Genomic DNA, 14191 nt, shown 5'->3' with positions numbered 1-14191 from the left:
TCTGCTGGAAGGTTGTAATGAATGGCCGTAGTGATGCTATCCGGTTTCCACAGATACGAATAAGGAGGTGTTCCGAGAGAAACGTCTATGATGGCCGCTCCTCGTCCCTGTCCGCAGGTGTCGGTATAATAGCGACCTTCCCTTGTAATTCCTTCTTCTTGTAAACTCCATCTTTCCGTATATACTTGACCACCCTTTTCCAGTTCCATACCAGCTCCTCGCTCCCTATGTGGCCGTGATAGCCATCTTTTCACAGAGTGTAATGTGTTGAAAAGCATTCCGACCACTGCTCCACCGTCAGGTCATCCAACCTACTGTTGTAATACCACATGCTTCGGTGAAGCGATACCACGCTACAGGCTCGTATGATCATGACCAAGGATTCATCGAACAGATACTATGTACCATCCTGCGCCTCGACTTTTTCAAGCGGCTTTTTCAACAGTTCGTGATCAAGGCCATACTCAATCTTCATCCGCTTCAAACGTGCGTCCTCCTCCAATATGGCCTTGAGCTCATCAAGCTGCTGTGTGACCATGCCCCGTATTCTTGTACGAGTTGTGTTTGTTTTGCAGGTATCATTGCCTTAAAAATTTTATCCTCAGTAATTACTTTTAGGCTATGCGTAAGCTACTCATTTTGTCGTTCGTTCTGATTGGACTTCAGTTAGAGACCGTAAGTGCTGCGAACCGCAGTACGGAGCAGATAGCCACCTTCTGTAAGGTGTGGGGATTTCTCAAGTATTATCATCCTGCGGTTGCCCACGGTAAGTTCGATTGGGACCGTGAGTTCATGGACCGGGTAGAACAGGTCGCTAAACTTCAAGACAAGGCTGAAGTGAGCGCATTCTATTCTGAATGGATAGGAAGCCTTGGAACTGTGAAGGATTGCCGCAAGTGTGTGAATGACCTTCCAGATAGTTGCAAACGGAATCTTGATATTGACTGGATAACAGATACAGCACTTTTTTCCAACGACCTGATTCAGGTTCTGACCCATATACGTGATAACCGAAACCAAGGAAGGAATCGATATGTGAGCAAGACGCCTCTTATCGGAAACACATCTTACCGTAGGGAAAAACCTTACAAGGACTCGGTTTATCCCATTAAGGCGATGCGGTTGTTGTCTCTTGTCCGGTACTGGAATGTCATCAACTATTTCTATCCCTACAAGTATCTGATGGATGTGCCATGGGATAGCACCTTGACCTATATGATTCCTAAGTTCCGCGATGCGGCTAATGTGATGGACTATCATTTAGCCTTATGGGAACTAACTGGTCGCATAAATGATAGCCATGCATTTTTTGATACGCCATACGCGAGCAAATACATTGGTTATCAAACTCCACCATTTACCTATAAAGTGTATGATGACAGGGTTGTGGTCAATGGAGTTTATAATGATTCCCTGACTCAATTGAATGGCATTCAATTGGGAGACGAGATAACCGATTGGGATGGGAAGCCTATTGCTGATCTTATTCTCGCAAGGAGTCGTTATGTGGCTGCTTCAAACCATGCGATAGTACTGCGAGAGATGTATGATCTACTTGATGGCAATACCGATTCTGTTGAAGTCATCATTGAACGGGAAGGTGTCCAAATACGAAAAAGGGTGGCCAGGTATTTCTATAATGATCTTCATTATGACTGGCGAAAGGAGGACGAAAGTAAAGGCGATCTCTATAATGTGCTTGAAGGGAACATTGGGTATATGAATCTTGGCAAACTCAAATTCTGGCAGGTGAATCATGTGTTCCGTAAGCTAAAGGATACCAAAGCTTTGGTGATTGATGTGAGAAATTATCCGATGGGTACAATGAGCGGAATTTCTCGGCATTTGAATACGGAGCGGTTGCCGTTTGCCTTCTTCACAATTCCAAATTTGAAATATCCAGGCGCATTTCGCTATACAAAGTCTGATCTAACTGGACATCATAATAAACATCCATACAAGGGAAAGGTCATTTTGCTTTTCAATGAGGAAACGCAGAGCCATGGAGAGTTTACGCTCATGGCTTTGCAAACTGCACCGAGTGTGGTCGGTGTCGGAAGTCAGACCGCAGGAGCGGATGGCAATGTCTCTTGGGTGAATTTCCCAGGCAATTACAGAGCCTACTTTACAGGATTGGGCGTGTACTATCCCGATGGTCGAGAGACCCAGCGCATAGGTATTGTGCCTGATGTTGTCGTCAATCCCACGCCAAAAGGAATCCGAGATGGTAGAGATGAGATTCTGGAAAAAGCCTTGGAACTATTGAAGGAGGAATAACAGGTGAGGTCAGCAAAAGAAATATGCCTGTTTAGGGAAAAATTGGTGGGTGAAAATCATCATGATTTTTCCTGTTCAAAAAACAAACCTCAATCCGCCAGTAGAATACCCGCCAGTTGCTTTACCAGCAGTTCGGCATTCTTGGCGTTGTACTTGGCTTGACTGTAGCTGTTCTGGGCGTTCAGCATGTTCACCTGCGCAGTACGGAAATCGATAGAGCTGATCTGTCCCTGCTGGTACATCTCGTTGCTGCGGTCGAAGTTACGCTGCGTAGTGGCCAGATTGGCCTGCTGCGCCTCCATTACAAACAGCGCATTCTGGTAGGTGGAGTAGGCGTTAAGCACATTCAGCTGCACCGTTGTGGCGGTCTGTTCCTGCTGTATCTTCTGCGTTTCCAACGCGATCTTGGCGTTCTGCATCTTGGTCTTGGTGGTACCACCGTCAAAGATGTTCCAGCTCAGGCTCAGCCCAGCCTGCGGACCGTACGTGGTGCTTCCCGTCAAAAACGCCCCGTTCGGGTTCTTGGAACCCTGATAGGCGTAGGCCGCATTGGCCGATAGGGAAGGAAACCACCCTGCGCGACTGGCCTTGATGGCATATTCGCTGTTCTTCAGTTGGCTCTTGGTCTGCTCTATCTGCACGTTGCGCTCCAGCGCCTTGGCCGTCAGTTCCTCCTTGGTCAGTGCCATGGCAAAGACCACGTTGGTATCTACGGAAAAATCCGTTTCCAGCGCGCGACCCATGATGAGATTGAGGTTGCGTTTGGCATTCTCCAATTGCTGCATGCTATTAAGCAGGTTGATGCTGTCGTTGTTCACGTCCACCTCCGAGTTGAGGATGTCGAGCTGGGTACCCTGTCCGTATTCGAGGTTGTAGCGGGCACGTTCCATCCGCTTGCGCGAAACTTCCAATGCACTTTTGAGGATACGCACATTCTCGCTCAACTGCGCAATGTCGAAATAGGAGCTGGAGAGTTGCAGCATGGTGTTCTCAATGATCTGCTGCGCCTGTAGATCGGTAAGGTGGTGCTTCTCCTTCATTTGTCTGTAGTTGTACATACGCCCCAATCCGTTGAAGATGACATAATTGACACCCGCAGAAGCATTGTAGCTGTAAGCATCGGTGGGCTTGTAGGTACGGTCGCCCTGCACGGTCTGGTTGGTACCCGCGTTGTAGGTCACCGTTCCGCCACCCGATGCGGAGGCCGTGGGCAGAAAGCCGCTGTTGTAAATGCTGGCGTTGTTCTCTGCCGTTTCCACGCTTTTCTGCGCCACCTGAATGTCGTAGTTGTGCTCCAAGGCCAACTTCATGGCATCATCGCGTGTAAGCAGCTCTTGGGCGAATAAGCCCGATGTGAACATGGTCAGAAACATCCACACCACGGCCAAACGTTTGTTCAAGATTCCAAGTTCAATGTTCAAGGTCTTTGTCATGTTTTAGAGGTCATACTTCTCCGATTCCATTTCCTGAATGGCGGGTTCAACATCTTCCTTAGTGGGCTTTTCTCCTTCCCACAGCCAGGACAAATAGACCTTGGCCGAGTTGGTGACCGATAGCAGCATAGGCAGCATGATGAGTGTAAGTACCGTGGCAATGGCAATGCCGTACGCCACCGAAATAGCCATGGGAATTAGGAACTGCGCTTGGCGGCTTTTTTCGAGAATGAGCGGTGCCAGACCTGCTACAGTGGTTACCGAGGTAAGGAAGATGGCACGGAAACGCGAACGCCCAGCATCCAGCACGGCCTCGTCAAATGACATGCCTTCCTTGAGGGCCGCATTCAGCTTGCTGATGAGCACCAGCCCATCATTTACCATGATGCCGATAAGGGCAATGATGCCGAGGAAGGAAAGCACGTTCACAGGAAAACCGTGGATGTAATGACCCCATGCCACACCGATAAGACTGAACGGCACCATCAAGATGAGCAGCAACGGCTGCGCATAGCTTCGGAAGGTGAATGCAATGATCACGTAGATCATGAAGATGATGACGGGGAAGACCTTTCCTGCAGAGCCCGTCACCTTGCTCGCTTCGCGGTTCTGGCCTTCGTAGAGTGCAGAAACGGTCGGGTATTTGGCTTTCAGTTCAGGCATCACGGTCTGTTGGATATCCTCCAGTACGGCCGTGGCACTTTCCTTCGGATTCTTGAGGTCGGCCTCCACTTTTATCTCGCGTTTTCCGTCCAAGTGATTGATGCTGATCTCGCCACGTTCGATGGAGTAATCGGCAATTTCGCTCAGCGGCACGCGCTCTCCCGATTTCGACACAATGCGCATGTCGTCAAGGTCTTTGATGGAAGAGCGGCCTTCGCGTCCATAGCGCACCCACACGATCACCTCATCCTGTCCGCGTTGGAAACGCTGTACCTGCAATCCGTTGAAACCAGCACGTACCTGCGCGATCACATCGTTCAGTGAAAAGCCCATCACATACGCCTTGTCTTTCAGTTCTAAGCGGATCTCTTTGATACCTGCGGGGTCATTGTCGCTGATGTCGCGCAGCAGGGTGTTTTCGGCAAGTCGTTCTTTCAGTTCCGCCTTGGCCGCTTTCAGTTCGCTAATGTTATAGCTGAGCAACGATACCGAAACGGGCTTACCTCCAAAACTGCTTCCCGCATCGAATATCACTGATTCCGCCAACGGGAATTGCCCCGCCTTCTGCGCAATGGCACTTGCAATATCCGAAGAGGCGAAGTCGCGTTCCTCACCAGGCAGCAGGTTCACTTTCACAGAGCCGTTGGCTGTTCCAGGACCGATGCGCTTGATCACGTTCTCCACCACCTGTTTGTTGCCCGTCTGTTTGGCGGTGTATTCCTCATTGATGTCCCACGCCACATTCTCGATCACGGTCAGTACCGAATCGGTGATGTCGGGATTCGTTCCCTGTGGCATTTTTACGGTCACGTTCACCTGATCGGAAGTGATGACAGGGAAGAAGGTGCCTTTGATGATTCCGCCCTTGAACGCCCCGATGGTGATGGCGAACAGCGCGATCATAATAGCAAAACCGATGGGTTTGTACCGCATAAAAAATCGCAGCACCGGCATGTAGGTCTTGTCGCGCATCAGGTCCATGGCACGTTCGGCCTGTGCATTGAACCAGTAAGTTTTCTGATCGGGCGAAAGTGCTTTGGAATGCGCCACGTGTGCCGGAAGGATGATGATAGCCTCTACCATCGAGAAGCTCAACGTAAGAATGACCACGGTCGAAACTTCCCCGAAGAATTCTCCGATCCTGCCGTCCAGAAAGAAGAAGGTTGAGAAGGCCACGAGCGTGGTAAGGATGGCCGAAACAATGGCCGGAAGCACTTCCATCGTACCATCAATGGCCGCGCGTATGCGGTCTTTTCCCAGTTCGTGGTGGTGGTATATGTTCTCCGCGATCACAATACCGTCATCCACCAGAATACCCAGTACAATGATCATCCCGAAGAGTGAGAGTACATTGATGGTGATGTGGAAATACGTGGCAAGCATAAACATGCCAAGGAACGACATGGGAATGCCGAACGCTACCCAGGCGGCCAACCGCGGACGTAGGAACAAAGACAGGAAGAAAACGACCAAAAGGAGACCACCTGCACCGTTCTTCAGTAACAGTTCCGTACGCTGGATGATGATCTCCGAACGGTTACTGGTCACGTTCAGTTGCACATTATCGTGTAGCTCATTGAACTCATCGCAGTACTCGATTACCTTATTGGCGCCAAGCACAAGGTCTTCATTGTTCGTGGTGTTCAGTTCCACCTGTATGGCGGGTTGTCCATCGTAATAGATCCTGTCGGGTGTCTCCGACCACGTATCCTGTACATGCGCCACGTCCATCAGTCGGATAATGGCCCCGGATGCATCTGTCTTCAGAATGATGTTGTCCAGCTCATTGGCATAGTACGAACGGGCGTTCACGCGTATCAGGTAATCTTCCGCCTCAGTTTTGATGGAGCCTCCCGTTACCAGCAGGTTATTGCTCGCCACCGCCATCGACACTTCTGAGAAGGTGAGTTCATACGCCCGCAACTTGTCCTCATCTACTGATACCACCAGTTCCTCATCGGGGAAACCCGTAAGCGTAAGCTGCGAGATGCCGTCAATGTTGCGCAGATCGGTCTCCACTTCGCGTGCAATGGATTTCAGGGTCTTGAGGGTGATGTTCTCTCCCGTTACAACAAATTCGATCGCCTTGTTCAGGTTTTCCTGCTTGGCCACTACGGGCGGCTCCATCTCGCTTGGGAAGGAGGGAACCTTGTCCACAGCATTCTTCACATCGGCCAGCAGCACATCAATGTCGTAGCCTTTTTCGGCCTCCACGGTAATGACTGCCGTGTTTTCTGAAGATGCGGATGTGAAACGGTCAATGCCTACCAGTCCGCGCAAGTTGTCCTCAATTTTTAGCACCACGCCTTCCTCCATCTCCTGAGGTGAGGCGCCTGGGTAGGCGATGGTGATGGTGACCACCTTGGAGTCCTGCAGCGGGAAGAAACTCGACTTCAGTGACAGCAGGCCTGCGATACCGAGAAATGCGAACATGAGTATGGTCACGTTCACCGCAACCGGATACTTGATGAAGTGGGAGATGATTCCTTTCAAAACGGGAGATGGTTCAGAGTTAATTGTTCAAAGTGTACCGTTGCCTTAGTTGCCAAAAATGGTGATGCGCATGCCCGGATAAGCTCCCGGAGGCATCTTGGTCAGCACTTGGTCACCATCGGCCAGACCGGAAACGACCACGGTCTTCTCGTTGTAGTACTGTGGCTGTACCTCCTTCTGCACCAATAGCGAATCGTTGGCCACATACACTTGCCCGTCATCGAACAGCACACTTCTGTCTATCTCAAATGCATTCTGAATGTGAGTGGCGTCTATCTGCGCTTCTAAGAACATGCCTTCCTCAAGCCCGTTTCCGCTCACTTCAATGTAAATGTTCACCGTTTGCGTTCCGGCATTTACCATGCTATTGATGCGGGACACGCGTCCTTTCCACTTTTCGGTGGAGTGTGTGCTGGTCAGCTTTACACTTTCGCCCACTTTCATGAACTCCAGCATCGAAACAGGCACGGGCGTTTCCATCTCATAGACACTTGGGTCGATGAAGGAGCCAAGCTTCTGACCCGGACGGATCAATGTTCCCGTGTTGACGAGCGCTTCCGTCAGTACACCATCGTACGGTGCATAGATGTCGTATTTGGCCAAGGTCAGTTCCGCATTCTTCACATTATAGTAGGTGGAGTAGATGTTGCGGCCCGTGATGAACATGCGCTCCTTGTCATCGGCAGGTTCGGGCAGTTCGACCACAGGCTTGTTCACATTGAAATTGCGTGAGTACGCCTCCCATTTTGCAAAGCTGTTCGGATAATCGAGTTTCAGATCGGCCAAGGCCGCTGTTATCAGGTTCTGCAGGCTGCTTTTCTGTGCTTTGAGGCTGGCGCGGAAAACCTCACCGTCTATCTGCACCAAGCGCGCGCCTTTGTCAAAGCGTTCGCCTGCTTTGAAATTGCCATCCGAATCGAGCATAATGCCCTGCACTTCAGCATACAGTTCAATGCGGTTCTTGGCAGTCAGTTTTCCAGTTGCCGTCAGACGAATGGGCACATCACCGTTTGCAACCGTAGTAGTAAAAACGGTGGTGATGTGCTTCTCTTTTTTCTTCTCAGGTGGCTTTTTACTGTCGGCCAGTTTTCCCGAGAGGGCAAAGCCCCCAACAAGGATGAGAACGGTTACAAGTGTGATGATGATTTTTCTTACCATTTCTATTTGTTGCTGCTGCAACTATTTACGTGTTTTCCTATGTTCTCTTGAATCTGTTTCATTACGCGTATCACAGCTTCCCTATCTTCTTCAGACACCCCTTCTTGAATCTCTTGAATGATTGACAACACCTTAGGTGCAATTTCGTTCAAAACCTTTTCACCATTTTTTGTGAGGTGTACCAGATTGACCCTTTTGTCTTCTGAAGAAGCTATTCTGGCAACCAGATTTTTCTTCTCCATTCCGCTCAAAAGCCTTGTCAGACTTGTCTTGTCGCGTTCTGTGAGGAAAGCCAGGTCGTTCTGAGGAAGCGGCCCGTCTCTTCGCAACACCTTCATCAGTACCAACTGCTGACGGGTAAGATTTATACCCACTTCGCTCAGTTTGGAGGAAATGAAATGGTCCATGCTTTTCATGGTCTTGCCCACCCATGGAACAATGGTCTGGTCAAGCAGAAGAGGTATTTTTGAATCTGACATTTCGGGGCAAAAGTAGTCTAATAGTTGAATATGCAACTAATTAAATGTTAAAACATTGAAATTGTTCGTCCGACCCGCTTTTTGCACAGGTGGTTGCATACCTTCGCAGCAATAAAATGAGTAAGAAAGACCCGTACGCAGCCCTTCGATTTCCGCAGTTCCGAATTTTCATGGCGTTGCGTTTCGGACTGGTTCTGGCGTGGGCGATGCAGTTCGTTGTGGTAGAGTGGGAGGTCTATCGGTTGACGAAAGATCCGCTTTCGCTCGGTTTCATCGGGTTGATGGAAGTAATGCCCGCCATGTCACTTGCCCTGTATGCCGGTCATATTGTGGACCGCTCAGAAAAACGCAATTTGTTGGTCAAAGGATTGCTGGCATTTCTGAGTATCAGTTCTGGACTCTTCCTCCTTACATGGCCTTGGTTCGCGGAGCATTTTCAAACACAGACGTTGATCTGGGGCATTTACGGACTTGTGTTCTTGGGTGGCTTTGTCCGTTCGTTCATCGGGCCTACCATTTTCTCACTTTTCTCATTGCTTGTTCCGAAAGAGGTTTACCCGAATGGAGCCACATGGAGTAGCATGGCATGGCAATCCGGAGCGGTTGCTGGACCCGCCATCGGTGGGCTTGCCATCGGTTTCATGGGGGTGCATTGGTCCATGCTCATCATTGTAGGAATTGTGCTCATTTCTTTGCTCTTGCTGCTACGGATTCCGCCTCAGGATGTGAAGAACAAGGACAGCAAAGAACCTGTAGGACATAGTTTGAAAGAGGGGATCCGCTTCGTTTTCCGCACCAAGGAGATTCTGGGCGCCATCACGCTCGATATGTTTGCCGTACTGTTTGGTGGAGCTGTGGCGCTGCTTCCCGTCTTTGCGCAGGATATTCTGAAAGTTGGTTCGGTCGGTTTCGGTTTTTTGAGGGCCGCGCCAGCGGTCGGCTCATTTCTCATCATGTTGGTGGTGGCGTATTTTCCGCTCAACAGAAACGCAGGAAAGAAGCTATTGGCGGCTATTTTCGGTTTCGGGGCGTGCATCATCGTCTTCGGACTGTCGGAGATTTATTGGGTCTCTCTGTTGGCACTCTTCCTAAGTGGCGTTACGGATGGAGTAAGTGTGGTGGTGCGGCAGACCATACTGCAACTCTACACGCCCGATCACATGCGCGGCCGTGTGGCTTCGGTCAACTCCATGTTTGTTGGTTCGAGCAATGAACTCGGTGCGTTTGAGAGTGGGCTTACCGCACGATTGTTCGGAACGGTGAATGCCGTTGTTCTCGGAGGAACCATCACACTACTAACGGTTATTGGAACGGGCGTACTTATTCCAAGTCTCCGCAACTTGGATTTCAACGAACTGCTGGATTCCGAAAAGGAGTCCTAATTGTACAGGAGAATGTAGGCATTGAGCGAAGTGGCCACCAGCAGCCACGCAAAGTAGGGAACTACGAAAAGCACTTTCCATGAGAGCTCTTGCAAGTAACCAATGAGAAAATAGCCGACAAGTAGCGTTAAACTCATTATGATGACAAGCCCTGGTGCAACATAATGAAGTGCAAAGAACACGGGGTTCCAAAATACGTTGAGCACCCATTGAATCCCGAAGAGAATCAGGAGGTTCCGCTTGTTCTTAACATGTTCCCAAGCAAGCGTCATGTAAATGGTGAAACAGAGCATGATGGTGGTCCAAGCAGCACCGAAAACCCATCCCGGTGGAGTCCAAGGAGCCTTGTTCAAGGAGAGATACCAATCTCCGGTCACCTCACCGTTCATCAGGAGACCTCCGAGAAGCAGCGCTCCGAAATTCAGTACCAGAAATAAAATGACCCTCCGTATCATCTGTGCTTAAACACAAGAAATTGGCTATTGTTCTTCAAGGATTTTCTTCAGATTCTCTAACCCTTGGTTGAAATCGTCCCCAATGGCCTTGTCAAAATCCGTGGCAACCAACATCAGGTTCATTGGGTATTCCATTCGGCCCCGGAATGACCAAGTAACTTCCGTCCGCTCATCACCCACACTTTCTGTAGACAGCGATGCGAAGTTTGTCGCTTGCCAAGGTTCGAGGAAGCGCAGCTCGAAATCCACCTTTTCACCGTCAATGATGGCCGTGATCTCCTGTTCCCCTTTTCCAACATCCGGATTTTGACTTTCCCATGCCGAAATGAACCCAACCGTTGCATCCGTTCCTGAGAATGTCTTTTTCATGTTCGGATCCATCTGCCCCCACTTGCTGAAATTGTCCTGATTTCGAAGGTGCTTGAGGTAATCGAACACTTGCTCTTTAGGTCGTTCAATAATGATGGAGCGTTCAACAGAAAAGTCTTTCTGCACAAATAGTGCGGTAATGGCAGGAATGGCAATAAGCACAACGACTGCAATAAGGATGTATTTAAGGGCTTTCATGCATGAAAATTAGCACATCTCACCTTACTGTGCTGCACATAGGTCAAATAATGTTTCACAAGTATATTCGTGCGATGATCGGTCTTCAACAACTGAGCTCGCGGCAGCAGGGATTCTTAGCGCTGGCAGTTCTTTTTGTCATCAATCTTATTTCGGGGATCATTGCCGTTACCAATACTCCGATCGGGTTGGATGAGCCATTCTCAATTTTTCATGCACAGGCTTCTGTCGGAGAGATCATTGCCGAACTGCAAAAAGGCAACAATCCACCGCTTTACGAGATGGTACTGCACTATTGGATCGATCTCTTCGGAATCGGTCAGGTCTCGGTACGAATGCCTTCGCTCATCTTCAGCATCTTGACCGTTTTCGGGGTCTTTTATCTTATTCGGCTCATTGCTGATGTATGGAATGCACTGTCTGTGGCGATCATGTATTCGCTCTGCAATTACTTCATTTATATATCGCACGAGGCGAGGGCTTATGCGCTCTTCTGGTTTCTGATGGTTCTCTCATTCAACCTTGTTCTACGGTTGATGAGGTCGGAGAATTTGAGGCCCGTGAGTTTGGTACTCGCGTTGGCGGTGGTCAACATTTTGATGCTTTACACGCATTATTTCGCCATTCCCATTGTGTTGATGCAGTTTGCCGTCATCAGTTTCATGTATGGAAGACCGTTTGCCCGACTGAAATGGTTGCTGTTGGCGTTTGGGGTTCAATTCGTTGGCTTCATTCCATCTCTAAGCGTATTTGTAGGTCGGTTTTCCGATTCTGCCTCCAACGGAACTTGGATAAAGCCCGTGGAAAATCTCGGCCACTTGCATGAGGTCATCTTCTGGTTCTCGAACAGTCAAGAGTGGCTTTATGCCATTTTACTGGCGCTTCTGTATGGTGCTGTTTTCAAGTGGTCGCTGGTGGAATTGAGGTCGATTCTCTTTAGAACAATAGTTCAAGTGGTGATACTCGTTCTGTTCGTGGTCGGGCTTTCATTCTTTATACCGATGCCTTTCATTTGGCATGTAACGGCCTGGAAGCCCTTCACCTTCATCTTCATCGGATTACTTGCTTTATTGGTTGCCATGTTGTTTTTCCTGTCGTATCGCAAGTATCCGATGCGGTCTCTCTTTCTGATCATGTTTGTGGTTCCGTGGCTTTCGATGTTTGCGGTTTCGTTCGTGGTTCCGGTATTCATCGACAGATACATTCTTTTCATTGCCCCGTTCTTCTTCGCAACATTGTTCGTGGCTGTCAATTATCTTTTCGGAAAAAGAACGTTTTACGTACAGTTGCTGCTCATCGGTGGAATGCTTGCTGCGACATCGCCTTCATTCACGTTTCATCCGAACTTGAACAGTTTGATGGCTTTGGTAAAAGAGAACAAGCAAGCGGAGACCACGGTCATTCTCAATCCTGCATATTTCGATGTGACCTTCGCTTATTACTACGACCAAGAGATATTTAAGGATTACCGGGATATCTCAGAACGGCTACGTTCCAAGAATATTTACAGCGTGTATGATGCGAACGGACTTCCCGAAAAAATGGGAAATAGCGTTGTATTGGTTGATGCTTACGGTTCCGAATTCTTTCCCGAAAACGGTATTCGGGAACAGCTCGAAGACGAATACGAATTAGAGAAAGAAGAACGTCTTCCTTCGGGAATGTGGGTTTACGTTTACCACCGGATCAATGCGCAAAATCTGCCGTAAGCGTGTAATTGATCTGGGTGGCGGTATCGCGCTGAGCGTAACTCAATCGCATCAGGTCTTCGCTGATCTTCAACAGATCATAGGTGATGGTGTCTTCTTCCACCCAAACGGTGATCATATCCTCAGATGCAGATAGCAGCCAGTTTCCCTGCTTGGTCTGCGGGTCGCTTGGGTGTTCCTTCAGCGCGCCCTCATCAGAAATGTAGGTGCCGTCCGTTCGGAAGCGCAGAATATTGTCCTTGTCGTAATCGTACAGCTGGCTGTAATAATCGGTAATGGCCACGTTATTCACAATAATGGCCGGGTCGATCGTCAACGCGGTCATGTGCCAATCAGCATCGGTCAGCATTTCATTCACGGTAGGGTCTTTCTTGCATGATTGCAGCGCAAGGGTAAAACCCAGTACGGTCAAAGCGAGTTTTTTCATGATATGAGGATTTAAAACGGTTCGAGGTGATCTGCTACCAAATATCATCAAAATCCACCGTGACCCGTGCCGTTTTCGGATGTGCCTGGCAAGTGAGAACCAATCCTGACTCCACTTCTTTGTCGGTGAGCGAATAGTTGAGTTCCATGGAGACTTCGCCTTCTTTGACGCGGGCCAAACACGTGCAGCAAACACCTCCTTTGCAGGAATAAGGCACGTCCAGCCCTTGGCTGTCGGCAGCATCCAAAATGGTCATGTGGCCAGGTTCCATTTCAAAATTGAACTCGTCTCCGTCCATCACTACCGTGATGTGGCTTTTAACCGATTCGGTGCTTTCTTCCTCTACCACCTGTGCAAAACCTGATGTCGGATTTGGCGTTCCGAACAGTTCGTAATGGATCTTCTCTTCCTCCACGCCTTTTTCGGTCAGTACACTCTTAGCTGCATGGATGATCTGTTCGGGCCCGCAGAGGTAGAAACCATCCACTTGCGTTGGGTCGAAAAGCACTTCGCTGTATTTGCGGATCTTGTCCTCATCGATCCGCCCACGGAAAAAATCTGAACCCATTTCCTCCTTGCTCATCACGTAGTGGATCTCCAGCCTATCGGGGAAACGGTTCTTCAACGCGTTTATCTCATCAAAATAGATGATGGTGCTGGCGTAACGGTTTCCGTAAAAACAGGTGAATTTGCTTTTGGGCTCGGTTTCAAGCACGTGCTTCATCATGCTGATGATGGGCGTAACGCCACTTCCAGCACAAAAGGCCATGTAATGTTTCTGGTTTGCGGCTTCCGTTTGAATGATGAACCGTCCTCTTGGCGCAAGCGTATCCAGTACATCCCCGACTTTCAGCTCGCGATTGGCGAATGTGCTGAAACGGCCGTCAGGCACTTCCTTCACGCCTACGCGCAATTCTCCTTCGCCTGGTGAAGAACTGATGGAGTAGGAGCGTTTCAATTCCTCGCCATTGATGGTCTGTTTGAACATGACGTACTGCCCTGGAATGAACTTGAATTCCTCTTCCAGTTCTTTCGGAATACGCAGCTTGATGGAGACCGCTTCTTCGGTTTCGCGCTTAATGTCAACAACTTCTAATGGGTGGAAATGAGCCATGTGCGATATTTGGGGCGAAAATAAGGCTATTCAT

General features: G+C 49.2%; 12 protein-coding genes. 3 read left to right on the top strand and 9 right to left on the bottom strand.

Annotation, left to right across the window (positions count from 1 at the left end; translation table 11 throughout):
• Positions 1–254, bottom strand: a 254-nt coding sequence (locus tag GC178_09730) for a hypothetical protein (protein MBI1287847.1), incomplete at its 3' end; no start/stop codon positions are given.
• Positions 255–621: 367 nt separating this feature from the next.
• On the opposite strand from GC178_09730, the gene GC178_09725 reads away from it, so the two are divergent.
• Positions 622–2277 (top strand): hypothetical protein, encoded by a 1656-nt coding sequence (locus GC178_09725; protein MBI1287846.1) that lies wholly within the window; start codon positions 622–624, stop codon positions 2275–2277.
• An 89-nt stretch (positions 2278–2366) separates the two neighbouring features.
• Here the strand turns inward: GC178_09725 and GC178_09720 are convergent, their stop codons facing one another.
• From GC178_09720 to GC178_09705, 4 genes are read right to left on the bottom strand one after another with little or no spacing between them, the layout of a single operon-like run.
• On the bottom strand, positions 2367–3710 hold the full coding sequence (locus tag GC178_09720; GenBank protein ID MBI1287845.1) for a TolC family protein: 1344 nt from the start codon (positions 3708–3710) through the stop codon (positions 2367–2369).
• A gap of 3 nt (positions 3711–3713) precedes the next feature.
• A complete protein-coding gene (locus GC178_09715) occupies positions 3714–6866 on the bottom strand; it encodes an MMPL family transporter (protein ID MBI1287844.1) in 3153 nt (1050 codons plus the stop codon).
• A 45-nt stretch (positions 6867–6911) separates the two neighbouring features.
• The gene (locus GC178_09710; GenBank protein MBI1287843.1) at positions 6912–8024 is read right to left on the bottom strand and encodes an HlyD family efflux transporter periplasmic adaptor subunit; all 1113 of its coding nucleotides are present in this window, start codon (positions 8022–8024) and stop codon (positions 6912–6914) included.
• Between the two features lie 2 nt (positions 8025–8026).
• Complete coding sequence (locus tag GC178_09705) at positions 8027–8503, bottom strand: MarR family transcriptional regulator (GenBank protein ID MBI1287842.1); 477 nt, start codon at positions 8501–8503, stop codon at positions 8027–8029.
• Positions 8504–8619: 116 nt separating this feature from the next.
• On the opposite strand from GC178_09705, the gene GC178_09700 reads away from it, so the two are divergent.
• Positions 8620–9885: an MFS transporter gene (locus GC178_09700; protein MBI1287841.1), complete on the top strand. Its 1266-nt coding sequence runs from the start codon at positions 8620–8622 to the stop codon at positions 9883–9885.
• On the opposite strand, the gene GC178_09695 is transcribed toward GC178_09700, so the two are convergent.
• Positions 9882–10340 (bottom strand): tryptophan-rich sensory protein, encoded by a 459-nt coding sequence (locus GC178_09695; protein MBI1287840.1) that lies wholly within the window; start codon positions 10338–10340, stop codon positions 9882–9884. The two genes, GC178_09700 and GC178_09695, sit on opposite strands and share 4 nt — an antisense overlap.
• A 24-nt stretch (positions 10341–10364) precedes the next feature.
• Positions 10365–10907, bottom strand: a complete 543-nt coding sequence (locus tag GC178_09690; GenBank protein MBI1287839.1) for a polyketide cyclase — start codon at positions 10905–10907, stop codon at positions 10365–10367.
• Positions 10908–10909: 2 nt separating this feature from the next.
• On the opposite strand from GC178_09690, the gene GC178_09685 reads away from it, so the two are divergent.
• Positions 10910–12616, top strand: a complete 1707-nt coding sequence (locus GC178_09685; protein ID MBI1287838.1) for a hypothetical protein — start codon at positions 10910–10912, stop codon at positions 12614–12616.
• Here GC178_09685 and GC178_09680 read toward each other — a convergent pair.
• Both GC178_09680 and GC178_09675 read right to left on the bottom strand, forming a co-directional pair.
• Entirely contained in the window at positions 12594–13043 is a 450-nt protein-coding gene (locus tag GC178_09680) for a hypothetical protein (protein MBI1287837.1), read from the bottom strand. The genes GC178_09685 and GC178_09680 overlap by 23 nt on opposite strands.
• A 34-nt stretch (positions 13044–13077) precedes the next feature.
• Complete coding sequence (locus GC178_09675) at positions 13078–14157, bottom strand: 2Fe-2S iron-sulfur cluster binding domain-containing protein (GenBank protein MBI1287836.1); 1080 nt, start codon at positions 14155–14157, stop codon at positions 13078–13080.
• Positions 14158–14191 lie beyond the last annotated feature (34 nt).

It is taken from the genome of Flavobacteriales bacterium, assembly GCA_016124845.1.
Classification (GTDB): domain Bacteria; phylum Bacteroidota; class Bacteroidia; order UBA10329; family UBA10329; genus UBA10329.
Note: the sequence above shows the minus strand (reverse complement) of the source record. Positions and strands in the feature narration are given on the sequence as shown.